General features: G+C 64.4%; 19 protein-coding genes. 12 read left to right on the top strand and 7 right to left on the bottom strand.

All coding sequences use genetic code 11. The features are described from left to right. The 4 genes from VIM61_15950 to VIM61_15935 all read right to left on the bottom strand — a co-directional run. Positions 1 to 683: arylamine N-acetyltransferase (locus VIM61_15950; GenBank protein HEY8901906.1), on the bottom strand; the 683-nt coding region annotated here is incomplete at its 3' end. After that, positions 673 to 1,932 carry a glycosyltransferase gene (locus tag VIM61_15945; GenBank protein HEY8901905.1) on the bottom strand — a complete coding sequence of 420 codons (1,260 nt, stop codon included), beginning with the start codon at positions 1,930 to 1,932 and terminating at the stop codon, positions 673 to 675. The genes VIM61_15950 and VIM61_15945, both read right to left, overlap by 11 nt. A 2-nt stretch (positions 1,933 to 1,934) precedes the next feature. Further along, positions 1,935 to 2,135, bottom strand: coding sequence for a DUF2905 domain-containing protein (locus tag VIM61_15940; GenBank protein ID HEY8901904.1), 201 nt, complete (start codon positions 2,133 to 2,135; stop codon positions 1,935 to 1,937). A 43-nt stretch (positions 2,136 to 2,178) separates the two neighbouring features. Then, positions 2,179 to 3,855, bottom strand: coding sequence for a hypothetical protein (locus tag VIM61_15935; protein ID HEY8901903.1), 1,677 nt, complete (start codon positions 3,853 to 3,855; stop codon positions 2,179 to 2,181). Positions 3,856 to 3,946: 91 nt separating this feature from the next. On the opposite strand from VIM61_15935, the gene VIM61_15930 reads away from it, so the two are divergent. After that, a complete protein-coding gene (locus VIM61_15930) occupies positions 3,947 to 5,032 on the top strand; it encodes a transporter substrate-binding domain-containing protein (GenBank protein HEY8901902.1) in 1,086 nt (361 codons plus the stop codon). Between the two features lie 9 nt (positions 5,033 to 5,041). Here VIM61_15930 and VIM61_15925 read toward each other — a convergent pair whose 3' ends face one another. Both VIM61_15925 and carB read right to left on the bottom strand, forming a co-directional pair. Next, entirely contained in the window at positions 5,042 to 11,302 is a 6,261-nt protein-coding gene (locus VIM61_15925; protein HEY8901901.1) for a putative Ig domain-containing protein, read from the bottom strand. A 149-nt stretch (positions 11,303 to 11,451) separates the two neighbouring features. Then, positions 11,452 to 14,634, bottom strand: a complete 3,183-nt coding sequence (gene carB / locus VIM61_15920; GenBank protein ID HEY8901900.1) for a carbamoyl-phosphate synthase large subunit — start codon at positions 14,632 to 14,634, stop codon at positions 11,452 to 11,454. A 214-nt stretch (positions 14,635 to 14,848) separates the two neighbouring features. Between carB and VIM61_15915 the strand changes: the two genes are divergently transcribed. From VIM61_15915 to VIM61_15885, 7 genes are all read left to right on the top strand, one after another. Next, a complete protein-coding gene (locus VIM61_15915) occupies positions 14,849 to 15,304 on the top strand; it encodes a carboxymuconolactone decarboxylase family protein (protein HEY8901899.1) in 456 nt (151 codons plus the stop codon). Positions 15,305 to 15,404: 100 nt separating this feature from the next. Beyond that, positions 15,405 to 15,803, top strand: coding sequence for a metalloregulator ArsR/SmtB family transcription factor (locus VIM61_15910; GenBank protein HEY8901898.1), 399 nt, complete (start codon positions 15,405 to 15,407; stop codon positions 15,801 to 15,803). Next, positions 15,800 to 16,684 carry an SRPBCC domain-containing protein gene (locus tag VIM61_15905; GenBank protein HEY8901897.1) on the top strand — a complete coding sequence of 295 codons (885 nt, stop codon included), beginning with the start codon at positions 15,800 to 15,802 and terminating at the stop codon, positions 16,682 to 16,684. Before VIM61_15910 ends, VIM61_15905 begins: the two co-directional genes overlap by 4 nt. A 24-nt stretch (positions 16,685 to 16,708) precedes the next feature. Beyond that, a complete protein-coding gene (locus VIM61_15900; GenBank protein ID HEY8901896.1) occupies positions 16,709 to 17,137 on the top strand; it encodes a GFA family protein in 429 nt (142 codons plus the stop codon). A gap of 234 nt (positions 17,138 to 17,371) precedes the next feature. Beyond that, on the top strand, positions 17,372 to 17,584 hold the full coding sequence (locus VIM61_15895) for a hypothetical protein (GenBank protein HEY8901895.1): 213 nt from the start codon (positions 17,372 to 17,374) through the stop codon (positions 17,582 to 17,584). A 6-nt stretch (positions 17,585 to 17,590) separates the two neighbouring features. Then, entirely contained in the window at positions 17,591 to 17,962 is a 372-nt protein-coding gene (locus VIM61_15890; protein HEY8901894.1) for a PIN domain-containing protein, read from the top strand. Positions 17,963 to 18,212: 250 nt separating this feature from the next. Beyond that, positions 18,213 to 19,967 (top strand): alpha-L-fucosidase, encoded by a 1,755-nt coding sequence (locus VIM61_15885; GenBank protein ID HEY8901893.1) that lies wholly within the window; start codon positions 18,213 to 18,215, stop codon positions 19,965 to 19,967. Positions 19,968 to 20,026: 59 nt separating this feature from the next. Here VIM61_15885 and VIM61_15880 read toward each other — a convergent pair whose 3' ends face one another. After that, the gene (locus tag VIM61_15880) at positions 20,027 to 21,235 is read right to left on the bottom strand and encodes a hypothetical protein (GenBank protein ID HEY8901892.1); all 1,209 of its coding nucleotides are present in this window, start codon (positions 21,233 to 21,235) and stop codon (positions 20,027 to 20,029) included. A 59-nt stretch (positions 21,236 to 21,294) separates the two neighbouring features. Here VIM61_15880 and VIM61_15875 point away from each other — a divergent pair, with 59 nt between their 5' ends. Genes VIM61_15875 through VIM61_15860 form a run of 4 tightly spaced genes read left to right on the top strand, consistent with a single transcriptional unit; the run spans position 21,295 to position 26,728 of the window. Continuing rightward, on the top strand, positions 21,295 to 22,584 hold the full coding sequence (locus VIM61_15875; GenBank protein ID HEY8901891.1) for a glycosyltransferase family 4 protein: 1,290 nt from the start codon (positions 21,295 to 21,297) through the stop codon (positions 22,582 to 22,584). A gap of 18 nt (positions 22,585 to 22,602) precedes the next feature. Then, a complete protein-coding gene (locus VIM61_15870; GenBank protein ID HEY8901890.1) occupies positions 22,603 to 24,615 on the top strand; it encodes an ABC transporter substrate-binding protein in 2,013 nt (670 codons plus the stop codon). Between the two features lie 2 nt (positions 24,616 to 24,617). Then, positions 24,618 to 25,808, top strand: a complete 1,191-nt coding sequence (locus tag VIM61_15865; GenBank protein ID HEY8901889.1) for an STAS domain-containing protein — start codon at positions 24,618 to 24,620, stop codon at positions 25,806 to 25,808. Beyond that, positions 25,805 to 26,728, top strand: coding sequence for a hypothetical protein (locus VIM61_15860; GenBank protein ID HEY8901888.1), 924 nt, complete (start codon positions 25,805 to 25,807; stop codon positions 26,726 to 26,728). Before VIM61_15865 ends, VIM61_15860 begins: the two co-directional genes overlap by 4 nt. Positions 26,729 to 26,784: the final 56 nt, after the last annotated feature.

Genomic DNA, 26,784 nt, shown 5'->3' with positions numbered 1-26,784 from the left:
GGGCGAATCTTGTATTGGTTCGCGAGAATGATGTGGCGCTCGGTTTCCGTGGTGCGCACGCAGAGCGGGAGCCGCGTGAAGAACGAGTCCGGCGAGCGGCAGATGAAAAAATTCAGAGCGCGGTAGTCCGCAGGGAGGAAGGGATCGAGCGAAAAGGCGTAGCTGGTTCGCCAGCCGTTGGGGAGCCGGTGCTCGAGGCGGTGGCCGTAGGCCGCGTCGGCGACGAGGCGGAAGCGGTCGTGGCCGTGATCGAACTCGCGGTCGGCGACGAACGGAATCGCCTCGATGAGGCCGTTGCCGCCGAAGCCGACATCCGCCAGCCACGGACCGTCCGGAAATTCCACGAGCGTGATCTGGTGCGTGCGTGGGCCGTAGTGCCCCGGCGAGATGAGGACGCGCGCGCAGAGCGGACGGGTGCGAAAGTCGAGCGCGGTGAGGGCGAGCAGGAAGAGACCGTTCAGCTCGAAGCAATGGCCGCCGCGTCGCTGCCGGATGAGTTTCTCAACGAGGGCGGACGGCTCGAGGGATACGGGCCGTCCGCCGAGTGGATCGAGATTCTCGAAGGGGATCGCGAGGATCTGGTGGCGGTGGAGCGCGGAGAGAGTAGACGGCGCGGGCTCGAGCGGGCCTGCGTAGCCGATGCGAGCGAGGTAATCGGCGATGGGAAAATCTTCAGGCGGCATGAAGATGCGAGGCGAGGGCGGTGAAGACGCGATCGGCGGCGGATTCCGCGCGGAGGCGAGTGGCGAGGGCGGCGGCGCGGGATTTCAGCGGCTCGTTGGTCAGGAGGGCGCCCAGGGTGCGGGTGAGATGGGCCTCGGTAAAGTCGTCGGGTCGGATGGCTTCGCCGACGCCGAGCCGCTGCACGCGGGAGGCGTTGTCCGGCTGATCGTGTGAGAACGGACGGATGAGCTGCGGAATGCCGGCGGCAAGGGCCTGCGAGGTGGTGCCGATGCCGCCGTGGTGGACGATGGCCGCGCAGCGCGGCAGGAGCGTGCTGAATGGCACGTAGGCGGCGTGAAAGATTTCCGAGGGAAGGTTCGCGGGAAGCCTGTCGGGAAATTTCGTCGCGAAGATGGCGCGATGGCCACCGCGCCGGCATGCTGCCAAAGCGGTCTCGAAGAATTGCGTGCCCTGCGACATGGCGGTGCCGGGGGTGAAGAGAAGGGGCGGCGGGCCGGCTGTGAGGAAGGCCTCGAGCGCGGGCGGCAGAGCGATCTGGTCCGCGAGATCGTAGAGCGGGAAGCCGGCGTTGACGACCTGTGGACCCCACTCGGGCTGCGGCGGGCCGAACCATTCGGGCCAGAGGCAGAGGCCGCCGTCGGGGGATTGCCACCACTCGGTGAAGGCGTTTCGCGGGGCCGGGATGCCGACGACCTTGCAGGCGCGGCGCACGCCGGGATTCACTTCCCGGCCGATGCGGGCTCGGATGAGCGCGAAGACCGCGCGCTTGAGTCCCGATGGGAGTTTTCGGATCCAGTCGAGACCCCGGCCGACGAGAGGCGTGTCGCCCACGCTGAGGAAAATACAGGGCTGCAGATGGACGCTGATCAACGGGAATCCGAATTTCTCGCGGGCGAGGCGGGCGCCGAAGGCGGTGGCTGGCGCGAGGACGAGTGGCTGGTCGCCGTCGCGCATCTCCGATGCGATGAGATCGAAGTGGCGCCCGGTGACTTCGCCGGCAAAGCGGAGCACGAGCGGCGGTCCCTTGAGCGGATGCCAGACATCGGGGTGATCGAGCAGCGAGCGGAACTCCGTCTCGTCGCCGAAGGGAATGTGGCGAAGCCCGAGCGCGCGAATGGCGTCGGCGAAGACGGGATTCGCCACGACGGTGACCTCGTGTCCGCGGGCGCGGAGCAATCGACCGAGCCAGAGAAAAGGATTCACGTCGCCGGAGCTGCCGATGGGCAGGAGAAGGACACGGCGCGGCATGCTCAGCGGCGGAAGATGTTCAGCAGGATCGTGAGCACGATGCTGATGACGAGGCAAGTGACGATCGGGAAGGCGAAGCTGAAGCCGCCGCGCTGGACGAAAATGTCGCCAGGCAGCCGGAAGCCGCGGCCGAGCCACAGGAGCGCGCCGATGGCGGCGAGCGCGAGGCCTGCGATGACCAACGTTTTCCCGAGTTCCGGCATCGAGAGAAGTCACGCGCAGCGGCACTGCGGCGTCAAGCGCCGGTTACCACTCGAGCACGAGCAGGCTGACGGCCTGGCGGGGCAGGGGAAACTTGAGCGTGAGTTGATTCTTTTCGCCGGCGGCGAGGGCTGGCGGCGTGACCGAGGCGAGCTGGCTGGCGGCCTCGAGTTCGGCGTATTGGGCCGGGGACGGCGCGGCGGGTGAGCCCTGTTTCTTCCACGCGGTGAAGGCGTTGCTGTGGGTTTCGTCGATGAGGAATTGGCGGATTTTCGCCTTCTTCGCCCCGGCGGGGAGGCCCGTGAGGTCGAGCGTGACATCGGCGGCGGGGCCGGCGATGTCGTCGTCGTGGTAGTGCCAGACGAGAAGGGCAAGTTTGTGGTCTTCAAGGCTGGCGAGGGCGTTCACGTCGGGCGCCTTGCGGACGCCGTCCTTCATCATGGCGTCGAGGGGAACGCCTGCGGTGCTTTCGACGGCGACGCGCTGACCGCCCATCTCGCGGAACATGCGGAAGACGTTGAAGACGGGAAGGGTGATGCCATTCGAGGCGAGCACGCGGAAGCCGGCGAAGAAGGGCTGGTCCTCGAACTCGAAGGCCCAGGTGAGCGCTCCGTCGAGATCGACTCCGTGGCGGTCGGCGAGCTCGTATTTGCGGGCGAAGACGGCGGCGGTGTAGCTGGAATACATCGTCGTGTTTCGGTAGCCGAGCTGGGGGCCCTGGCAGGCGGCGCAGCCGTCGGGATCGGACTCCCCGATGACGATGGGCTTGGTTTTCAGCTCGGGAATGGCGGCGATTCTTGCAAAGCCGTCATCGATGGTCCGCAGCTGGTTCGCGATGCCAAGGCGCACATGGCCGTCGACGAACGTGGGCGACCCCTTGGCGTGAAAGGCGAGGAAGTCCGTCGGCGTGCCGATCTCGCCGGTCGCGTAGTTTTTGCCACTGACGACGTGCTTAAGGAAGCCGTCCATGAACTTGCCGCCGGAGCCGGCGACGTCGGGACCGCCGACGCGCGCGGTGGGCAGGGCGCGGCGCACGCCGTCGATGGCGTAGTCGTGCAGCTTGTAGAACTCCTCCGGCGTCGCCTTCCAGTAGGAGCCATTCGGTTCGTTCCAGACTTCCCAATACCATTTCTCGACCTCGGCGCGGCCGTAGCGATCGACGCAGTGCTTCACCCACTGGTAAACGAGCTCCCGCCATTTGTCGTAATCCTTCGGCGGGTAGGCCCAGCCGGTGATGATCTCCCCGTATTTCAGGCCCGGCTTCCAGTGGTGCTGGTAGGGCTCCGGGTGGATCGAGAGCGCCTTCGGCATGAAGCCGATCTGCGCGAAGGGGCGGACGCCGCGCTCGAGGTAGGTGTCGAAAATTTCGTCGAGGATCTTCCAATCGTAAACGGGATTTCCGGAGGCGTCCTCGGTGTAGGCATTCGTGCTGCCCCATTTGAGGGCGGGGGTGCCGTCGCCGGTGCACAGGAGATTGTGCGTGCGGAAATAGGTGTCGCCGGGGCGGAGGCTGCCGATGTCCGCGAGGAGCTTCCTGCCGTCCTTCATCGTGGCGTAGTTCGGCTCGTCCGCGCCGAAGAAGCGCCAGATCGGCTTCATCGCGCCGACGGGTTTTGCGGCGTCGACCGTGATCGTCACCGGAAACGAGGCGTCGGGGGCGGCGAGGAAGGCGGTCGTCGTCGCGACGGCGGCCGCGAGCAGGAGGGCGTGTGAAAGTTTCATTGGGGGGAGCCTGGAGGGTAGGGCGCGGAGGGGCGGTCGCCAATCCCGACTTTTCGGGCGGGGGAAAATCCGCCAGCATGCCGCCGAATTCATGACGCGCGGCCTTTTCTGCCTTTGCCTGTTTCTTGCCTGCCTCACCGCCCGGGCGCAGACGCCCGCTCCGTCACCATCGCCGGCTCCGCTGCGCGTGGCGGTCGCAGGTTCGCCGCCGTTCGTGATGACCGCAAAGGATGGTCAGCTCGAGGGATTCTCGATCGAGCTTTGGCAGAGCGTGGCAGCCTCGAATGGCTGGCCGGCGGGATCGTTCCAGCGTTTCGAGACGATGGACGCCGCGATCGAAGCCCTTGCCGCCGGCCAATGTGACATCGTCGTAGGCGACACCAGCATCACGAGCGAGCGCGAAAAGCGCGTGGAGTTTTCCCAGCCTTTTTACCGCGCGGGCCTGCAGATCATGGTCAACGAAGAGCACGGACACCTCGCCAAGGTCTTTGCGCGCTTGTGCGCGCCGGAGCACTTGCGCGTGCTCGGCGGTGTCTTCCTGGGTGTGATCCTCGCGACCTTCGTGGTGGCCGCCTTCGAGCGGCGGCACAATCCCGATTTTCCGCAAACCCGCGGCGCGGGGCTCGCGGAGTCCTTCTACTACGTGATGGGGCTCGTGCTCGGCAAATCGTCCTACAAAGGTTTTTCGGGCGTGCTCGGCCGGCTCGTGCTCGTGGGCTGGATGGTCGCCAGCCTCTTCGTGGTGGTCTACGTGCAGAGTATTTTCTCGGCATCGATGACTGCGGACCTGCTCCAGGGCCACATCCATGGCCCCGAGGATTTGCCGAGCAAGTCGATCGGCCTCGTCACCGGTTCCCAGAGCGAGACCTACGCCCGGCTCCACAATCTCAACTACTCGGCGTTCCCCACGCTCGATGCGGCGGTCGATGACCTGCTCAAGTACAAGGTGCAATGCGTGGTCGGCGACGCCCCGGTGGTGCAATACTTCGATTTCATGAATCCGCGGCTTCCCGTGCGCGAAGTCGGCCCGGTCTTCGATCCCGTGAACTACGGATTCGCGGTGTCGCAGAGCAGTCCGCTGCGCGAGCCGATCAACTTGCAGCTCCTGCTCCTTTTTGAAGCCGGCTACTTCGACAAGCTTGGCGCGAAATACTTCGGCGCGTCGTATCAGAAGTAAGACGCCGGCTCAGCTGCGGTAGATTTTGATTTTCTTTACGCTTTTCCTGCCGGACGAATTTTCCAGACGAATCGTCAATATGCAGAGACCTTTGGGTAACGGACTCACAAGAACGGAGAATTTGCCGGATGGAGAGACGCGAATTTTCCGCCAGGGAAGAGTGTTGACCCAGCGTGCCGTCACCGTGATTCCGGACTTCCTGTGCAGAACGCGACCCCGCACGAGCAGTGACGACTTCTTCGTGAGGACGAGGCTGGGGCTCTGAACGACCAAACTGGGAGGAGTCGAATCAATCGGCTTCGGCGTCGAGGCTGGGCTGGGCTCGGGTGGAGGGAGCGGCGTGCTCTCGTCAAGGCTCCGGACATTCAGCGTGAGTGGGATCGTGCTGGTGCCGGCAGCGTTTGTGGCCGTGAGGAGAAGATGGGACGTGCCGATTTTCGTCGGAGTGCCGGTAAGCGTCCAGAAACCATCGGCTTTTTTCTGGAGGATCAGGCCCGCGGGAAGATTCGAGATTGTAAGATCGGCCAGGGGGCTGTCGGCCTTAAGAGAAAGGGTGAATGTCTCGCCGATGTAGCCGACCTCACCAGCCTGTAAAGTGCCGCTTGAGCCGATGATCTGGGGAATTGCGGGTTCTTCGCTGGCAATCGAGATCGTGAGGGTCGCCTCCGTGGTGCCGCCGGCATTTGTGAGGGAGACCGGAACGAAAAACGTGCCGTGCTGCGTCGGGGTGCCCGTGATTTGGTGAGATTGCAGATCGAATTTCAGGCCGGGCGGCGCGTCGGCAAGGCCGTATGCGGTGGCGGCGTTGTTGAGGAGATAGCCGGAGCCGTCGCCGATGTAGTAGGAGAAGTTTTTGCCGACCGTGCCGGAGGCGGCTACAGCTCCCGAAAAGACGGGAAGTTCGGGCACTTCGGGAATGACAATGGTCACGATGGCGCTGGCGCTTTGCTCCGCGTTCGAGAACGTGAACTTTACGGGATAGACGCCGGATTTCGTCGGGCTGCCGGAGAGTTTTCCAATAAGCGTGCGGAAGCCGTTCGAGATACCGTATTCCTTCGAGAGAACGATGCCGGGCGGCAGTTCGGTAGAGACAAGCTCCGTGGCCAGGCCGACGGGGAAGATATTCAGTGAGAAAGTCGAGCCCACGGCGCCGAAGGTGTCGAGATCCAGGCCCGAGGAAACTTGAAGTGTTGACGAGGGAGCAGAGGGAGATTCGCTGACGTGAAGCGTGATATGCGTGGTGGTCTCGGCGAGAGCCGTGCTGGCGGTCAGCTCCACGGAATAATCTCCGGCCGCAGTGGCGGTGCCTTCGATTTGCTGCGTGAGGGGGTTGAAGAACATGCCCGGCGGCAGGCCGCGCGCAGTAATTGTCGGAGGCAACGCCGTGGGGCCACTGTAGGGGAAGTAGGGTGGGTAGTAGTAATATGAGAAAGGGTCGTAAACCTCGGTGCTCAACGCTATTGGGTAAGCGAAGGCCATGCTTGCGGTGGCATAAATATTCGCGTTCGTGGTGACGATGGATGTGGGCGGCGCGATGGTGACGAGTCGCACGGTCGCTGTGCTTTGTCCTATAGCGTTGTCGGCTGTGATGGTGATGTCCGTGGCACCAGAGGTTTTCGGAGTGCCGGAGATGACGCCGGTTGTGGGATCGAATGTGACGCCGGTCGGCAGATTTTCGACCCCGAGAGAAGTGGGGAGGTTTGTGGTTGAGAGGGTGTAACTATAGCCGGAGCCGACGAATGCCGTGAGCGCGCTGGTAATGGTCGGTGGCGCCGTGGGCGTTGCGGCGATGGTAAGAGAAAGAATCGAGGTGGTCTCCGTGTCGCCCCGCTTCACATGAACGGGGATTTCGTATTGGCCTGCAACCGTAGGAATGCCGGTAATGGTCGTGCCAGCGGACGATAGCGAAAGGCCATCGGGAAGGTTCTCGGCGGAAAATGTCGAGTTCGACTGCGAGGCATAGAGCGAGATGGAGAGCTTTTCGCCCACTAGACCTTGCGCTGCCGCCGCGGAGGACAACCAACCTGGAACGCGAGGTTGAATGCGCAGAGTGAGCGTCGCGGCTCCGGAGGCGGTCGCATTTGATGCCATCACGGGCACGAGATAATCTCCGGCCTGAGTCGGCGTTCCAGATATCTTACCTATTGCGGAATCCAGGGAAAGCCCGGGTGGGAGGTTTGAGGCCGTGAAGGAGGTCGGTGTGTGCAAAGCCGAGAGTGTGCAAGAGAAGGAGTCGCCCACTGTGCCGATCTGCTCGGTGTCGGTGGAAATGATAGGGGTCTGCTGCTCCAGAACAACGAAGGCGAGCTTCGCGGTCGTCGTGCCGCCAGCGTTCACGGCCTGGACTTGTGCGAGATAAGTTCCGGCGGCCGTTGGCGTGCCGGAGAGCTCGCCCGTCGATGTCTTGAGAGTGATCCCCGGCGGTAACCCGCTTGCCGCGTAGCTCGTCGGACTGTCCGACGCCGAGAGATACGAGCTGAAGCTATCGCCGACCGAGCCTTGGAGACTCAGATCCGAATAAAAGATCGGCGCCGCGGGTGTCGTGGCGATTCGCACAAGGACATTCGCGGAGCGCGTGCCGGCGGCATTCGTGGCACTGACCTGAACTTTGTATTCCCCGGCCGTGGTGGGCGTGCCGCTCAATTTTCCCGTGGTGGAATCAAAGGTGAGGCCCGGCGGAATGGGGGTGAGCGCGTAGCTGGTGGCCTTTCCGGATGTCTCTATCCAGTAACTTATCGACTGACCGGGCGTAGCGGTGATCACGTTGTTCGACGTGATGACAAGAAGCTCGGGCGTAGCTTTCACGCGAATCATGAGTGTGAACGAAAGCGACACATACGAGCTGTGGGTGGCGGTGATATTTACGGCGTAGGTGCCTGCCGTCGTGGGTGTTCCAGTGATCTTTCCGGTCGTGGAGTCGATGGCGAGGCCCGGAGGCAGGTTTGTCGCGAAATACGCGCGGCCCGTCATGAAGGTGTTCGAGCCGGAGTAGAGCGTATAAGAAAAGGCTTCGCCCACGATGCCTTCCGCCATCGCCTTGCCGAAATCATACTGAAGGTTCGAGTTGCTCGTGAAATGGACGACTGCCGAGCTGGAGCCGGTGAAATTCGTCGCTGTAATCGTGGCAGGAACCAGCCCTTGAGACGCGAAGCCCCCGGATTTATAGGCGTAGGCGTAGCTGGATTCGTTAGAAAAAGTGAGCCCCGTCGGCAGACCCTGTGCGGAAAAAGCCGTCGGGTAGTTGTCCGCATAAAAATAGCTGTAAGTCGAAGAGCTAAAATTCGCGATCAGCGAGCTGGTGACCACTGGTAGCGGCGGTGGCGTGACATAGAGCGTGAAGGGCACGGTGATCGTGCCGCCCGGGCCGTTCAGTATGATTTCCAGGGGAAAGACGCCGTTCTCGGTCGGCGTGCCCGAGAGCTGAAAATTCTGCGCGTTGAAGGTGATGCCCGCCGGCAACGTGCCCGAGACCGAGGCGCTCGTGGTGTTGGAGGGGTAAAACGACTTGGAAAAATTTTGTCCGCGCGGCGCCAGTGCAGAGACAGTTGTGGACAGGCTTGGTGGCACTGGCGGCCCGATTTTCAACGTGAGGACGCCGGAGGTCGAGCCACCCGCGTTTGCAGCTATGATGGGAATCTCGTAGGTCCCCGACTGAGTTGGCTTGCCAGAGATCCAGCCGTTACTGACCGTCAAGCCGGGTGGCATCTGGCCGAACTCGTAAGTCACTGATCCCGCCGAGGAAGTGTAAGGGGAATAGGAAAATGACGCGCCGACATTGCCCGTAGCCATGAGGTCACTGGTGAGGACTGGCGGCTTGGGCGCAGCGTGAATGAGGAACGTCTGCACGATGCTCGTCGTGCCTCCGGCATTCGTGGCGGAAATGGTGACAGGATAGGTGCCTGCAGTAGTGGGGGTGCCGGAGATGTAACCGGTGGCTGAGAGTTGCAACCCGGGTGGCAGATCCTCGGCTGCGTAGGTCGGCGTGTCGGAAGTGGGATTGGAATAACTGATCCAGATGGAAAGCGAGATGCCAACAGTCCCTTCGTAGGCTGTGTTGGAGTAAAACGTTCCCGTGGGTGTGGGGCCGATGAAGATCGTAAGCTTGGCGTGGCTCGTGCCGACCGCGTTCGTTGCGGAGAGATCGACGACATAGGTTCCCGTTTGTGTGGGCGTGCCGGAAATCGCTCCCGTGCTGGCATTGATGCTCAATCCGGCTGGGAGACCACTCGCCGCGTAGCTTCCGGCGTAATTGGATACGCTGGTGGAATAGGAAAAACTCTGACCGACCTTTCCTTGGGCCGAAGCCGAGCTGGTGATGATCGGAGGCTGGGTGACTGTCTCCGAGACGACAATCGTAAGGACTGCCTGAGCGGTGAGATTTTGATAAACCGTAGTGACTGGCACGCGGTAAATGCCGGGTGTCGTCGGTCTGCCGGTGATGGTCCCGAGAAAATTGTAATAGGGATAAGATTGATAACTGGAAGGGGTGTAGCTGAGGCCTGGAGGTAGGGCTGCAGTCGGCACCGTGGTTTTAAAGGAACTCGAAGAATATGAGGGACCAGGATAGGAGGGAGTGCCGGCCATGAGCTGGTAGCTGAAAGATTTGCCGACGACGCCCTTTGCCATGGTCGGCGAGCTAAGGCCAAAGAGGCTCTGGATGCCGATGGAAAGAGTCAGCGTCGTCGTGCTCGTGCCGAGCTCGTTGCTCGCGGTGATGGTCGCCGTGTAATTTCCGCTCGCTTTGGGCGAGCCGGAAATGACGCCGGTGGTCGGGTTGATCGTCAGGCCGTCCGGCAGGCCGCTCGCCGTGTATTGCGCGCCCGGGGTGTTGGCGTTGGTCGCATAATAAAAGGAGGTGCCCACATTGCCACTGGCTCCTGCGGGGCTTGTAATGACGGGAGCTTTGACAGGCGGCGGAGCAGCATCCGCTGCCGCGATGTTGAGAGTGAGCGTGCCAGTTGTGGAGCCGGCGGCATTGGTCACCTTGACGGGAATTTCGAAGGTGCCGGCCTCGGTCGGCGTCCCGGAAATGGAACCGAGTGTGGACATTTGCAGCCCAGCTGGCAGCGTCCCGCACTCGTAAGTGCCGTCCGTCATGTTGCTCCCATACAGCGAATAGGAAAAGGACGTCCTTACCTTGCCATAGGCAGCGGCTGCGCTTTGCAGCACCGGCACGGGCGGCTTTTCGCGAATGCGGTATGTCACGTATGCTTCCGCGGAGCCGACGGCGTTTGCGGCGCGAACCGTAGTTTTGAAAATGCCGGCTTGAGTAGGCGTGCCGGAGGGGTAAGCAGAAGCCGTCGCCGAGCCGAGGGAACTCACATACCAAGTCAATCCGGGCGGCAGGGAGTCCGTTGTAAATTCCGTCGGTGTATTTTTGGCGCTGATGGAAGAGTAACTGAAACTTTGTCCCACCGTGCCATCCGCAACGGCGTAGCCCCAGGCCAGCTCCGGCGCGCGCGCAGTGGTATCTGCCTTCGCGATCTCGAAGCGAACAATTGCACTGCCCGTGCCTCCGGGATTCGTCGCAGAAATCGTGGCGTCGAACACGCCGGTCGCCGTGGGGGTTCCGCTAATAAGCCCAGTGTAAGCATCCAGTGACAAGCCTGGCGGCAGGCCTTGAGCGCTGTAACTTGCAGGCGCGTGGCTCGCGTTGATTTGATAGGAAAGGCTCTGGCTCAATGCTCCATTCACAGAGCCAGCGGAGAGGATGGCGGGAGCTTGATTGATGCCCAGCACGACGTGGTTTGTGGAGTCTGCGGTATCGCTCGCGAAGACGGGCTCCGCGACGAGAATCTGGTAGGTTTCTCCGCTGCGCACCGGCACGTTCACAGCATCGCCGTTCATGCGCTGATAGGAATAGTAAAAGGGATAGGAGGAGTAATAACGCAGCGTCCAGGGTGTGGCATTCGAGATGCCTACGGTGCTTAGCGATTTCAGGGAGTTCCCGAGGAAGACGCCGAGTGCGAGCGGAGAACCGCTGCCATAAGTGCTAAAATTCGCCAGGCCGGTATAGGGTGCTGTCCACGACCACCAGAGGGATTTTGTCGCAATCAACTTGCCGATGGAGGGCTCCCCCGGCTCTGTAGTCGAATACGTGTTGTATGTCGAAACGACGACCGACCGCCCAGAAAGGTTCGTGCGATCCGCGAAGGAATCGTTGCTCGGCGGCGTGCCTGCCTGGGCGGTAAGTATGAATCCCCCGGCAGCAAGAAAGAGAATTTCTTTGCGAAGTAATCTTCTTGGCACGCGAAAGTTTCGGGGGGGCATGCTCTTCTCCGAAGGCGGAGAGTCAGGAATGCCCGACTTGGAGACAAGTTTAAATGATGGAAAGATTGACTATGCTCATCTGGCTTGCATTTACCAGACGAGCACAGACTCCATCGAGTGCCCGTGCGGATCGGGCGAGTCGGAAGCCCCTACCCGTGGTATTCCTGCAGGCTCTTGACCTTGAGGCCGCGTTCGCGAATGGCGCGGATCGCGGCGGCGCTGGCTCGGGCGGCGCGCAGGGTGGTCATCGTCGCGACGCGGTTCGCCACGGCGGCGCTCCGGATCACGACCTCGTCCTTGCGGGGTTGCTCGCCACTCGGTGTGTTCACGATGAAGTGGATGTCGCCGTTCTTGATCATGTCGAGGGCGGTCGGGCGACCTTCGTTCAGGCGCTGGAGCACGGTGGCCTCGAGGCCGGCTTCCTTCAGCACGCTGGCCGTGCCGGCGGTGGCGAAGAGCTTGAAACCGAGGTCGGCAAACTCCCGGGCAATCGGCGCGACGGCCGCCTTGTCGCGGTCCTTCACGCTGATGAAGACGTTGCCGCCGTCGGGCAGGGCGGGCGCGGCGGCCATCTGGGCCTTCGCGTAGGCGCTGCCGAAGTCGCCGTCGATGCCCATCACTTCGCCGGTTGAGCGCATCTCCGGCCCGAGCGTGATGTCGATGCCGGGGAACTTGATGAACGGGAAGACGGCTTCCTTCACGGAGAAATGCGCGGGCACGATCTCCTCGGTGAAGCCGAGCTCCTTGAGCGTCCTGCCGGCCATGATCTTCGCAGCCAGCTTCGGGAGCGGCACGCCGATGGCCTTGCCGACGAAGGGGGACGTGCGGCTGGCGCGCGGGTTCACCTCGATGATGTAGACCTGCTCGTCCTTCACGGCGAACTGGACGTTCATGAGGCCGCGGACTTCGAGCTCCTTCGCCATTGCTTTCGTGGCGGCCTTGATTGTCTCAAGCGATTTTTCGGTGAGCGAAAAGGTGGGAATGACGCACGCGCTGTCGCCGGAGTGAATGCCAGCCTGCTCGATGTGCTCCATGATGCCGCCGATCACGCACGTCTCGCCGTCGGCGATGCAATCGACGTCGACCTCGGTGGCGTCTTCGAGGAAACGATCGACGAGGATCGGGCGCTCGGGGCTGGCCTCGGCGGCACGCTCGATGTAGCCGCGCAGGTCGTCCTCGTTGTAGACGATTTCCATCGCGCGACCGCCGAGCACGAAGCTCGGGCGCACGAGCACGGGGTAGCCGATCTTCGCGGCCACGGCCACGGCTTCGTCCTCATTCGTCGCGGTGCCGCCGGGCGTCTGCTGGAGGCCCAGTTTATCCAGCATCGCGGCGAAGTGCTTGCGGTCTTCCGCCATCTCGATGCTCTTCGGCTGCGTGCCGATGATGTTGCAGCCGTTCGCCTGGAGCGCGGCGGCGAGGTTCAGCGGTGTCTGCCCGCCGAATTGCACGACGACGGCGTCGCATTTCTCGTTCTCGTAGATGTTCAGCACGTCCTCGAGCGTGAGCGGCTCGAAGAACAGCTTGTCGCTGGTGTCGTAGTCCGTCGAAACCGTCTCCGGGTTCGAGTTCACCATGATCGTCTCCCAGCCCTCTTCCTTGAGCGCGAAGGCGGCGTGCACGCAGCAGTAGTCGAACTCGATGCCCTGGCCGATGCGGTTTGGCCCGCCGCCGAGGATCATCACCTTCTTCTTGTCGGTCGGGCGCGCTTCGTCCTCGTCGCCGTAGGTCGAATAAAAATATGGCGTGTAGGCCTCGAACTCCGCCGCGCACGTGTCGACGAGGCGATACGTCGGCAGCACCCCGGCCGCCTTGCGCGCCTTGCGAATCTCCGACTCGGGCCTGCCCGTGAGCACGCCGAGCTGGCGGTCGCTGAAGCCGAGCTTCTTCGCCTTGCGCCAGTTGTCGCCGGTGAATTCGAAGTCCGCGATCTCTCGAAGGTTGTGGAGGAACCACGGATCGATCCGCGACAGCTCGTGAATCTTCTCCACGCTGTAGCCGGAGCGGAACGCGGCGTGGATCGCGAAGACGCGGCCCACCGTGGGCACGCGCAGCAGGCGCTCGAGCTCGGGAATGTCGAACGTCGCGTCCTTGCCATCGCTGCCGAAGCCAAAGCGGCCGATCTCCAGCGAGCGCAGCGCCTTCTGGAACGACTCCTTGAACGTGCGGCCGATGGCCATCGCCTCGCCCACGCTCTTCATCTGCGTCGTGAGCGTCGGGTCGGCCTGCGGGAATTTCTCGAACGTGAACCGCGGGATCTTCGTGACGACGTAGTCGATCGTCGGCTCGAAACACGCCGGCGTCTCGCGCGTGATGTCGTTCTTGAGCTCGTCGAGCGTGTAGCCCACCGCGAGTTTCGCGGCGATCTTCGCGATCGGGAAGCCGGTCGCCTTCGAGGCCAGCGCGGAACTCCGCGACACCCGCGGGTTCATTTCGATGACGATCATGCGGCCCGTCTGCGGGTGCGTGGCGAACTGGATGTTCGAGCCGCCCGTTTCCACGCCGATCGCGCGGATGACGGCAAACGACGCGTCGCGCATGCACTGGTATTCCTTGTCCGTCAGCGTCTGGATCGGCGCCACGGTGATCGAGTCGCCGGTGTGCACGCCCATCGGGTCGAAATTCTCGATCGAGCAGATGACGACGCAGTTGTCCGCTCGGTCGCGCATGACTTCCATTTCGTATTCCTTCCAGCCGAGCAGCGATTCCTCGATGAGCACCTCGGTCGTCGGCGAGAGGTCGAGACCGCGTTTCACGATCTCCTCGAATTCGTCGCGATTGTAGGCGATGCCGCCGCCCGTGCCGCCGAGCGTGAAGGCCGGGCGAATGATGAGCGGCATCGTGCCGATGTGCGCCGCCACCTCCTGGGCCTCCGCCATCGAGTGCGCGGTGCCGGATTTCGGAACGTCCAGCCCGATCTCGAGCATGATGTCCTTGAAAAGCTGGCGGTCCTCGCCGCGCTTGATCGCCTCCGCATTCGCGCCGATCAGCCGCACGCCATATTTCTCCAGCACGCCGGAGTGGTGCAGATCCATCGCGCAATTCAGCGCCGTCTGGCCGCCGAGCGTGGGCAGCAGGGCGTCGGGGCGTTCGCGCTCGAGGATCTTTTCGACGACGGCCGGGGTGATCGGCTCGATGTAGGTGCGATCCGCGAATTCCGGATCGGTCATGATCGTCGCCGGATTCGAGTTTACGAGCACCACCTGGTAGCCTTCCTCCTTCAGGGCCTTGCAGGCCTGGACGCCGGAGTAGTCGAACTCGCACCCCTGCCCAATGATGATGGGGCCGGAGCCGATGAGGAGAATTTTACGGATCGAAGAATCTTTGGGCATGGCGAGAGAGTGACGCCTCACTGGACGTCGGTGGGTGTGTGCGCCTTCCGGGTGAGAGCGGGCGCGCGCGGCAGCCTACGAAACCCCCCCCGCGCCACGCAAAGGGATTTCCGCAAAATCCCGCGCCCTCGATCCTGCCCAGGCGGGAAAGCGAGCGCGGCGGCGGCCGGATTGAGCCTTGCTTCGGCGCAGTGCGGGGATTGGAATTTTCCCCATGAATACGGAACCTCGCCTCGCCTATTGGAAAGCCTCGCAACCCGTCATCCACGCCATGTATGCGCTCGAGAAGGCCGCCAGCTCGACCGGGCTGGAGCCCTCGCTCTACGAGCTTGTGAAGCTGCGAGCTTCGCAGATCAACGGCTGCGCGTTTTGCGTGGACATGCACTCGCGCGATGCACGAAAGGCGGGCGAGAAGGAGGAGCGGCTGGCGCTCGTGTGCGTGTGGCCCGAGGCGACGTGCTTCACGCCGCGCGAGCGGGCGGCGCTGCTTTGGACGGAGGCGCTCACGCGGTTGTCCGACGGGCCGGTGGACGACGAGGATTTCGAGGTGGTGCGCGAGGAATTCAGCGAGGAGGAGATGGTGAAGCTCACGCTCGCGATTGTGGCGATCAACAGCTGGAACCGCTTCAGCGTGGGGTTCGCAGTGCCGCCGGGCCATAAGTTCGCCTGAGTGCCGGGGCGGTCGCGCCTGGCGCGACGCATGGCGGAGGGTTGATCGCGCGGTGGGCTGGGGCTGCGCTGACGCGTTGCCGGCCGGTCGCGGCGCGGGCATGAGAAAAAAGGATTGCGCACGCGAGGAAATTTCCGATACATTTAACCATATGGTTAAATGTTCTCCGCGCCTTCTCGACCGCACTTTCGCGGCGCTGGCCGATCCGACGCGCCGACGCATGCTGGAGGAATTGGCGAAGGGCGACCGGTGCGTGACGGACCTGGCTCGGCCGCACCGCATGTCGCTGCCGGCGGTGTCGAAGCACTTGCGCGTGCTGGAGAACGCGGGGTTGATCCGCCGGCGGCGCGACGGCCGGGTGCACCAGCTCAGGCTGGAGGCGGCGCCGATGCGCAACGCGCTGCTCTGGATCGAGGAGTATCGCCGGTTCTGGGAGGGGAGCCTCGACCGGCTCGACGAATATTTGCAGCAAATCCAAGCCAAGGAGAAAAAAGCATGACCACACCCATCCTCACGCCGCTCGTCGTCGAGCGGACCTTCCGCGCGCCGGCCTCGCAGGTCTGGCACGCCATCACCAACGCGGACGCCATGCGCGTCTGGTATTTCGACCTGCCGGATTTCCGGCCGGAGGTCGGGTTCAAATTTCAATTCGTCGTCGAGCACGCGGGCCGCATCTACGATCACCGCTGCGAGGTGACGGAGGTGATCCCGCAGCGCAAGCTCGCCTTCACGTGGCGCTACGAGGGCGAGGCGGGCGAGTCGCTCGTGACGATGGAGCTTTCTCCCGAAGGCGAGGAGACGCGGTTCAGGCTCACGCACGAGGGGCTGGAGACCTTCCCGCAGCATCCGGATTTCAATCGCGAGAATTTCCTCGCGGGCTGGACGTCGATCGTGGGCGAGGAGTTGAGGGATTACCTCGAGGCGACGAGCCACAAGCTCGTGATCAGCCGTGAATTCGACGCGCCGCGCGAGCTCGTGTGGAAGGCGTGGACCGAGCCCGACCGCATGGAGCAGTGGCTGAGCCTGGGCGACGAGATGACGATCGAATCTGTGACGATGGACCTGCGCGCGGGCGGGAAATTTCGCATCCAGATGCGCGACGAGTCGGGCGAGTATTTCACCGCGGCGGGCAGCTACATCGAGGTGCTGCCGCCGGAGAAGGTGGTCTCGACGTGGGACTGGGAGAAGGACGGCGCGGGCGCGGAATACGGCGAGCTGGAGGGCCGCGAGACGCGGCTCACCGTGGAATTCCACGAGGTCGACGGGCGCACGAAGCTGGTGCTCACGCACGAGAAATTCACCGAGGTCGCGCGGCGCGACCGCCACATCGAGGGCTGGAAAAACTGGATCGGCCGGCTGGCGAAGTTCCTCGCGGCCTGAACCGCGCAACCCACTCCACACATCATGAACACGACTCTTCCTCTCAACGGCGGATGCGCTTGCGGCGCGGTTCGCTACGAATCCACTGCGGAACCCGCGCTGATGCTGCATTGCCATTGCCGGGATTGCCAGCGGGCGACCGGCGGGGGGCATTCGCTGCTGGTCATCGTGCCGGCGGCGGCGTTTCGCGTGCTGCAGGGCGAGCCGCGCTGGCATGCGTCGGCGAGCGAGGCGGGCGGGATGACGCGGCGGGCGTTTTGTCCCGAGTGCGGCGGGCCGGTCTTTGGCAAGCCCGACATCGCGCCGCAAATCGTCGCCCTCCATGCGGCGAGCATGGATGATCCGAGCACGTTCCGCCCGCAGATGGACGTGTGGACCTGCGACGCCCTCCCGGGCGATGCCATGGACCCGGCGCTGCCGAAGTTCGAGAAGTATCCGCCGATGGGTAGTTGAGCCTTGTAGCCGTCGTGCTGTGCGCGACGCTTTGCCGGGCGGGGCTTCGCACGGCGAAGCCGCTACAGGCAAAGGAGGTTCTTCGCGCATTTGTCGCCCTCGCCCATCGACCTCTGCAGTGCCGAAGTCTCGGCAGGGCGTCTCTGCGTGAGATGAATCCCTTGCTCGGTATTAATCCGCCTTCAAAGGTCCGGTGACCTTGCGGCAAAGCGCGAAGGCGGGTATGGTCCGCGTATGAGCACGCTTGCCGAGATCGAGGCCGCGGTGGATCGGCTCCCGCGCCGGGAGCAGGAGATTCTGCGGGCGCATCTCGAGGCCCGGCTCGACACTTCTCCCGAGTCGGTTGCGGCGCGCCTCGCGGCGTTCGAGGCTCTGCAGGCCCGGCTCGCTATCGATACGGGCGCGAGCCACGAGTGGATGGCGGCCGTGCGCGACGCGCGGCGTTGAATCGCCATGCTTCACCTCGATACGAATTTTCTGGTCCGCGCTCTCCAGCCCGGGACCGCCGAAGAAGGCTTGCTGCGCGGATGGATCGGATCGAACGAGACGCTGGGCATTTCGGCCGTGGCGTGGGCGGAATTTCATTGCGGCCCGCTCGACGCGGGCGGTCGGATGCTGGCGCGGACGTTGTTTCCAGAGGTGGAGCCGCTCCTGCCGGCGGATGCCGAGAAGGGCGCGGAACTCTTCAACCTGACGGGTCGCCGATCCCGCTCGCTGGCGGACTGTCTCATCGCCGCCATTGCCCTCCGCTGCGGAGCGCAACTCGCCACGGGAAACCGACAGCATTTCCTTCCGCTCGTGCCGTATGGGGTGAGGCTGGCTTGAGCCGGCCGTCCCGCCCTTTCGATCCGGCGTTCCCGAGGAAGGACTGCCCCGCGCCGCTCCCGACGGCGGAAATCGATACCAATGATTTCCGTGTCGGTTTCGCCGCGCGATTACGCTTTTCAGTTGGGACGACCTCGGAGTTCGCCTTTCCCTTTTCTCTGTAACGGATACTTATCGCGCCCGCGCCTTGGATGCGGTCAAATATCCGAGCGAAATCGGGAAGCTCGATCTTCGCCCCGCCCATCAACACATGACAACTCGACCGCAACCCACCGCCCTCCTTTTCCTGACCCTGGCCTTTTCGCTGCCCGCCTTCGCCGCTGACCTGCCGCCGCTGGGCCCGATTCCGCCCATCCCCGCGCCGGCCCCGATCAATAGCGTGCCGATGGGCGACTTGAAGAGCTTCCCCGAGGTGAAGCTGGACCTGCCCATTGCCAGCGGACCGTTCCAGCCGACCTGGGAGTCCATTGAAAAGAACTACCCCGGCACGCCCGACTGGCTGCGCGAGGCGAAGTTCGGCATCTGGGTCCACTTCGGCCCGCAGGCCTCCGGCCAGAGCGGCGACTGGTATGCGCGCCGGCTCTACATTCCTGGCACGCCGGCCTACAAGAACCACCTCAAGGATTTCGGCCATCCTTCCGAAACCGGCTACAAGGACGTCCTCCGCGTCTGGAATCCCGACAAGCTCGACCCGGCGAAACTCGTCGCGCTCTACAAGGACGCCGGCGCCCGTTATCTCATCATCCAGGGCGTCCACCACGACCAGTTCGATCTCTGGAATTCCCAATACCAACCGTGGAACGCCGTGAACCTCGGCCCGAAACGCGATCTTCTCGGCGAATGGACGAAGGCCGCGAAGGCCGCCGGCCTCCGCTACGGCGTGTCCTTCCACCACGAATATTCCTGGTGGTGGGGGCAGGCGGCCCACAGCAGCGACAAGGAGGGGCCGAAGGCCGGCGTGCCGTATGACGGCCATCTCACGCTCGCCGATGGCAAGGGCAAATGGTGGCAGGGCCTCGATCCGCGCATGCTCTACGGCGTGGACCTCCGCGAATACAGGAGCGTGGACTCCGCGGCGCATTCCGCATGGGCCCCGCCGACGCCCGGCATTTTCTCCCGCCACCTCGACTATGCGAAGTGGTATGCGAAATGGTGGGCGCTGCGGATGATGGACGTCGTCCACCATTACAATCCCGACTTCATCTACACCGACGGCACCACCCAGGGGCCCTTCACCGGCACGGGCACGGGCACCGGCCTCAAGGCTGACGCCATGCAGCGCGTCATCGCCGATTTCTACAACTACACGCTGAAGACCCGCGGCAAGGTCGATGTCTTCAGCATCGTCAAATTCCGCGACAAGACGAACGGCACGGTGAACACCACCGAGAGCGGTCTGCCCGACGGCATCAAGACCGACCAGGCATGGATCGCCGAGGCCCAGGTGGGCGACTGGTTCTACCGGCCCGGCCTGGCCCACGAGCCGAAGTCCATGATTCGCAACATCATCGAAGCGTGCTCCCGCGATGGGAGCGCGGCCATTTGCATCTCGCTGCTGCCCGATGGCTCGATCGATGATGGCAGCCGCAAGATGCTAGAGGACGTCGGTGCGTGGATGCGCGTGAACGGCGCCGGCATCTACGGCAGCCACGCCTGGAAGGTGCTGGGCGAGGGCCCTGGCGGCCCCCCAAGGAAGCTGCCTGGCGGGGCGCTCGGCAGAGCGCAGGCGGACTTCCCGTTCGGGCCCGAGGATTTTCGCTTCACCGTGGGCAAGGATGGCGCGCTCTACGCATTCTGCATGACCGTGCCGAAAGCTGGCACGGAACTCCGCATCAAGTCGCTCGGCTCCGCTTCGCCCGACGTGAAGGCGATCAAATCCGTGACGCTGCTCGGCGACACCGGTTCCCTCAAGTGGAAGCAGGAGCCAGACGCTCTCGTCATCACGTATCCCGGCGGCAATTTGCCGAATGTCACGATGGCCGCAGTGTTCCGAATCACCCGGTGAGGTAACTCCTCACCCGGAGGCACGAAAGACATACGGCGGGGCGCCGTCGTTGCGGGAGATCAGCCGTTGTCCCGCTCCACGGCGGCGCGGAGTTCCCCAAAGAAACCGGGCCAGGCGGACTCGACGCGGTTCCAATTCGGGATGAGCGGCGCGCCGAGCGGGTCGGCGAGGTAATCGTCGGCGGCGGCGCGGAGGCTCTTCACGAAGAGGGCGGCGATGCCTTCCTCCTCGTGGCGGTCGAGGGCGAGGCCATTGAGTTCCGCGTCGGCGGAGTGGTGGCGGATGGCGTCCTCGGCGGTGCGCAGATACACGGCGAGCAGGGTGTCGAAGTGCGCGCGGCTGAGGGCGACGCCTTGGAGCGCAAGGGTGCTGAAGACGCAGCGGGCGACATCGGTGGCGGTGCGCTCGAGCCCGTGGCGGCCGGCGCGGGAGCGAATGGGGTGGTGCCGGTGGTCGTAGCGCTCGGCGACATCGACCTGGCAGACGGCCTTCGGCGCGACGACGCGAAACATCTCCGAGATGATGGCGACTTCCACGCCCCAGTCGGCAGGCATGCGCATGCGGCGCAGGATTTCGGCATCGATGCACATCTCGCCGGAGAGCGCGTAGCGGAAGGCATCGAGGTAGCTCAGGAACGGGTGCGGACCGAGGATGGTCTGCAGTGCGCGGACGAGCGGGGTGAAGAGCAGCCGGGTGACGCGGCCGTGCAGGCGGTCGGAGAAGCGGGCGCTGTAGCCCTTCGCGAAATCGAAGCCGAGCGTGGGATTGGCGACCGGGTAGCAGAGCCGGGCAAGGAACCCGCGGTCGTAGGTGAGGATGTCGGCGTCGTGCACGGCAACGACGCGGGCGCGGTCGCCGGCGAGCAGCGCGCCGAAGCAGAGCCAGAGGTTGCGGCCCTTGCCGGGCTCGCCGGGTGCAAGGCCGCCGGCCTGGAGCCGGGCGATGAGTTTTTTCAGCCGAGGGCCGTCGTTCCAGAGGATACGGACGGGAATCTCGAAATCACGGAAGGCGCGGCGGGCCTGGCGGAAGCCGGCGGCGTCCGCGCCGTCGAGGCCGACGACGATCTCGGCGAGGTAGGGGACTTCGCGCAGGTGGCGGAGGATGTTCTCCAATGCCGGGGTGCCGATCTCGCGGACGTGGCAGGGCAGGGCGAGCGCGATGGGCCGCTCGGCGGAGAAGGCGGTGAGCTCGCGCTCGAGCCGCGCGACATCCGGCTCGCCGAGGCGGTGGAGCGTGGCGACGGAGCCGGTCTGGAAGAAGTCGGACATGCGCTCGCCATGGGATACGGCTTTGCCTGCGGAAGCTCAATCCGCAAGGATCACCGCCGATGAATCCCGCCTTCCGCCGCATCGGCTTCGTATCCACGCGCTTCGCGGGCACGGATGGCGTGAGTTTCGAGGCGGGCAAATGGGCGCGGATGTTCGCGGAGCGCGGCGCGGAGTGCTTCTGGTCCGCGGGCCAGCTCGAGACGCCGCCGGCCATCAGCCATCTCGCGCCGGAGGCGTTTTTCAATCACCCCGCGGTGCTGGAAATTCAGGCCGAGCTCTTCGGAGTGACGACGCGGACCCCGGAAACGACGCGTCGCGTCGAGGAAATGCGCGGCCGCCTCGCGGCGGAGCTTCGCGCGTTCGTCGAGCGATTCGGAGTCGATCTGCTCGTCATTCAGAACGCGCTCGCGATTCCGATGCACGTGCCGCTCGGCCTCGCGATCGCCGACCTGATCGCGGAGACCGGCCTGCCGACGATCGCGCACCATCACGATTTTCATTGGGAACGCGAGCGGTTCGCGGTGAATGCCTGCGCGGACTGGCTCGATGAGGCGTTTCCCGCGCGCCTGCCCGGCATGGCGCACGTGGTCATTAATTCGCGGCAACGCGATGCGTTCGCCGAGCGGTTCGGAATCGCTGCGACGATCGTGCCCAACGTGCTCGATTTCGACGTGCCGCTACCGGAGCCGGATGACTACGCGCGGGGCTTTCGCGCGGATATCGGAGTCGCCGCCGACGAGACGCTGGTGCTGCAGCCCACGCGGATCATTGCGCGCAAGGGCATCGAGCACAGCATCGAGCTGGTGCGGCGACTGGCGGATCGCCGCGCCGTGCTCGTGCTCACCCATCCGGCCGGCGACGAAGGACTGGAGGCGCTGCGCGAGGTCGAGGCGGGCATCGCCGCCGCGGGCATTCGGGCGATTTTCCTCTCGGGGCGGATCGGGCAGACGCGCGGAGTGGCTGCGGATGGTCGCCGGATCTACACGCTGGCCGACGTCTACCCGCACGCGGATTTCGTGACGTATCCGTCGTCGTGGGAGGGCTTCGGCAATGCGCTGCTCGAGGCGGTGTATTTCGGCCGTCCGGTGCTGGTGAACCGCTATCCGGTCTATGACAGCGACATTGCACCGACCGGGCTGAAGGCCATTGAAATGGAGGGAAAGATCACTGACGAGGTCGTGGCGCGCGTGCGGCAGGTGCTCGATAGTCCGTCGCTACAGGCGGCGTGGGCGTGGGAAAATTTCGAGATCGGGCACCGGCATTTCTCGACGGAAATCGCTCGCAGCCGGCTGGGGAGCATCATCGCGGAGCTTCGGGCGCGCCTTGCCACTCTCGCAGCGGATCACTAGCTTCCGCCTTTTCCCGGAATGCTGGAAGTCTGCCGCCGTCTTGCTCTTGGTCTCGCGCTCATTCTGGGCGCGGCGGCCTTGCTGCTTGTCTCTGATCTCGGATCGAGAAAAAGCGCCGCAAAGAAAGCTCAGGACCGCGATCGACCGGTGAAGATCTCGCTCACGCAGCCTGCCTCGCAGGCCGTGCTCGACGATGCGGTGCGCGGGGTGGTCGATGCGCTGGGCGACCGCGGGTTCGTGGATGGACAGACGATGCAGTTGAAGAAGTCCAACGCCGAAGGCGACACCGCCACGGGCGCCGCGATTGCCCGCGACATGGCGAATGGCGACGCCGACCTGCTGATCACGGTCAGCACGCTGGCGCTGCAATCGGTGGCGAATGCCAACAAGACCACGCAAAAGCGGCATGTCTTCGGCGTGGTGAGTGATCCGTGGGCGGCGGGCGTGGGACTTTCCCGCGAGAACCCGCTCGATCATCCCGCCTGGATGGCCGGCTTCGGCACGATGCAACCGGTCGAGCCGGCCTTCAAGATCGCCCGCGCGATGAAGCCCGATCTCAAGCGGGTCGGCGTGGTGTGGAATGCGGCGGAGGCCAATTCCGAAGCGCAGATCGAAATCGCGCGCAAGGTGTGCGCCAGTCTCGGCATCGAGCTCATGGAGGCGACGATCGATTCCTCCGCCGGCGTGGGCGAGGCGGCCGCGGCGCTGGTGGCGCGCGGTGTCGAGGCGATCTTCCTGCCCGGCGACGTGATGGTGATGGTCGGCGCCGACCAGCTCATCGCCGCGGCGAACAAGAATGGCGTCGCCGTGTTCAGCGTGATCCCGCCGAATGCGCGCAAGGGGGCGCTGTTCGACATTGGCGCCGATTATTACGAGGTCGGCCGGCACGCGGGCGAGCTCGCGGCGGACGTCCTCGACGGCCTCGATCCGGCGAAGGTCGAGATCGTCAATTATCTGCCCGAGTCCGTGATCATCAACGAGCAGGCGCTCGCCGAACTCGCAAAGAACGGCTGGAGGCTGCCCGAAAGCGTGCGCCAGCGGGCCAAGCTCATCATCGCGCCCGACGGAAAAGAGCGGCCCGGCCTGGCGGCCAAAGCCGTCGCCGAACCGGCGCCGAAGCTGCGCCGCGATCATCCGTGGAAGCTTTACGCGATCATGTATACCGAGTCGCCCCCGGCCGAAGAGGCTGTTGCCGGATTGCGCGAGGGCATGGCGAAATGGCCGCTCGTCGAGGGTCGCGACTACACGTTCAAGCTGCTCAATGCCCAGGGCGACGTGGGCACGCTCAACAGCCTCGTCGATGCCGCGCTCACCGATGGTGCTGACATCATCATTCCCATCTCGACGCCGTCGCTCCAGGCGGCCATCCGCAAGGTGAAGGATCGCCCGGTGATTTTTACGCTCATCGCGAATCCCGTCATCGTCGGCGCTGGAAAATCCTTCGACGATCACCTCCCGAATGTCACCGGCGTGTCCGTGCTCGCGCCCACCGACGAGATGCTCGACTTGCTGCGCAAGCACTTCCCGCAATACCGCCGCCTCGGCACGCTCTTCTGCCCCGCCGAGGCGAACTCCGTCGATCTCAAGGATACCTTCGTCGCGCATGCGCGCGACCGGGGCTTCGAGGTCGAGACCGTGGCCGTGAGCACGCCCACCGAGCTGCCCGACGCCGCGATGTCGCTGGCAGGGAGGCCCATCGACGCGATCGTCCAGATTTCCGACAACATCACCAGCGCGGGCTTTACCGCCATCGCGCGCGCGGCGAACCAGACGCAAAAGCCGCTCTTCTCGCTCAACAGCACCACCACCGAGCTTGGTGCGCCGGTGTCCTTCGGCCGCGATTATCACGAGTGCGGCTTGCAGACCGCGAAGATGGTCCTGCGCGTGATGGACGGCGAGAGTCCCGCGAAAATCCCGTTCCTGCTCTCGCCGCACGTGGTCAAAAAAGCCAGCCTGCCGAATGCCGCGAAGAACGGCCTCGTGCTCCCGCAGGGCTACCTCGACGAAATGGAAACCGTGATCCGCCCCTAGTGATGGAAATTCACCGCGCTCACGAAAACGATTCGCTCGTGCTCACGCTCAACGGCCGCCTCGATGCGGCCTGGGCCGAGCCCGTGCAGGCCGCGCTGGAGTCGGCGATTCGCGGCGGCGAGCATAGCATCGTGATGGATTTCGCCGGCGTCGATTACATCAGCTCCGCGGGGCTGCGCGTCGTCATTTCCGGCTACAAGCAGTTGCTCGCAATCAAGGGAGCCTTCTCCCTGCGCAACGCCCAGCCCGGCGTGGCCAAGGTCATCGAATTGTCGGGTCTCGGCGTGCTGCTTGCCGCGCCGGCGCCGGTTGTCGGTGCGGCCAGGGAGGTGCGCAGTTTCGAGAGCGCGTCGGCAAAATGGCAAAGCCATGGATCGGCGGTGCCGGTGCGGCTTCGTGCCATTGGCGAGGGCGCGTTCGATGTTTCCGGCGGGGAGAAGATCGACTTTGTCCGCCCGCGCTTCGGTCTCGGCGTGGGCGCCCTGGCGGAGACGCGGGAGAAAGCGATGGCAAACCTCGGTGAAATGCTCTGCATGGCCGGTTGCGTGGCGCATCTGCCCACCAATGGCGCGCTTCGGCCCGACTTCCTGCTCGCCGAGCAGGCGTATGTGCCGTCGGGCTGGCTGGCGAGCGGGCTCGTAGCCGAGGGCGATCCGGGCTTGCTGCTGCGCTTCGAGGTGCGGCCGGAATGCCGCGGCGTGCCGTTGGCGGAAGTCTGCGCCGCGATGCTGGAAAACTCCGGCGCGCCGGCCGCGGCCTTCGTGCTGGCGGCGGAAGTCGCGGGACTCGTGGGCGCAGCGCTGCGGCAGCCGCCGTCGGGATTGGTGCGCGATCCGTTTGGCTTCCCGGAAATCCGCGACCGCTTGAATTTCACAAGCGAACGGTCCTTCCGAGACAGCGTGTGCCTGGCCGCCGGCGTCGTGGCCCGGCCGGGCACCGAATGGGATGCTCATCTGCGTTCGGTCGATTCCGACGGCACGGTGAAGGCCCATGTGCATGCCGCCGTCTTCCCCTACCGTCCCATCCGCAAAGGCTCCATCGTTCTCGACGAGACTGTGCGGGAGATCTTCGAGGCTGGCGGACTGCAGGCCGTGCTTCACCTCCTCAACGACACCCGCGACCCCGAGGGCAGCGGCGACAGCGAATTCCTGCGCGGCGCCTGCTGGGTCGCGCCTGTTTCCGGCACGCCATGACCCTTCTCCTCGGCGCCCTCACCATCGGCCTCATCCTGTCGCTCCTTGCGATGGGCGTGATGGTGTCGTTCCGCATCTTCTCGGTGCCGGACATCACCACCGACGGCTCGATCACGCTCGGCGCCGCCGTCGCGGCCACGCTCATCGTCATGGGTTGGCCGCCGTCGCTCGCCACGCTCGCCGCACTCGTCGCAGGCTTCCTCGCCGGGTCGCTCACGGGCGTGATCAACACGAAGTTCCGCATCGACGCACTGCTCTCCGGTATCCTCGTGATGACCGCGCTCTACTCGGTAAACCTGCGCATCATGGGCAAGAGCAACGTGCCGCTCATGGCTGATCGCACGCTCGCGAGCGAAGCCGGCGCGCTCGGCGAAAAGCTGCTCGGAGTCGAGCGGGTGAATCTTTTCGGATGGGCGGTGACGGCCGCGGACCTGAGCATGCTGGCCGGTGCGCTGCTGTGCGCGGTTCTGGCGGCGCTGGCGGTTTACTTTTTCTTCCGCACCGAAATTGGCACCGCGATGCGCGCGACCGGCGACAATGCGCAGATGGTCCGCGCGCTCGGCGCGAACGTGGAGGGCTATCGCATCTTCGGCCTCGCGCTGGCGAATGGACTCATCGCCCTCTCCGGCGCGCTGCTCGCCCAATATCAGGGCTTCGCCGACGCGCAGATGGGCATCGGCATGGTGGTGTGGGGACTCGCGAGCGTGATCATCGGCGAGGCGCTGACCGGAGGCACGCGCAGCCTCGGGCTGACGCTGACCGGCGCGATCTTCGGCTCGGTGCTCTTCCGCGAACTCGTCGCAATCGCCCTGCGCGCGGGCCTGAATCCGAACGACCTCAAGCTCATCACCGCGATCTTCGTCTTCGCCGCGCTCGTGCTGCCGGGATTGATCGCAAAAATGAAGCGGAGGACGGCATGAGTTTTACAGGAGGCAACGGAGAGAAGGGAGGAAAGGCATGCATCCGCTTTTTCTGA

The organism is Chthoniobacterales bacterium, from assembly GCA_036569045.1.
Lineage (GTDB): Bacteria > Verrucomicrobiota > Verrucomicrobiia > Chthoniobacterales > JAATET01 > JAATET01.
Note: the sequence above shows the minus strand (reverse complement) of the source record. Positions and strands in the feature narration are given on the sequence as shown.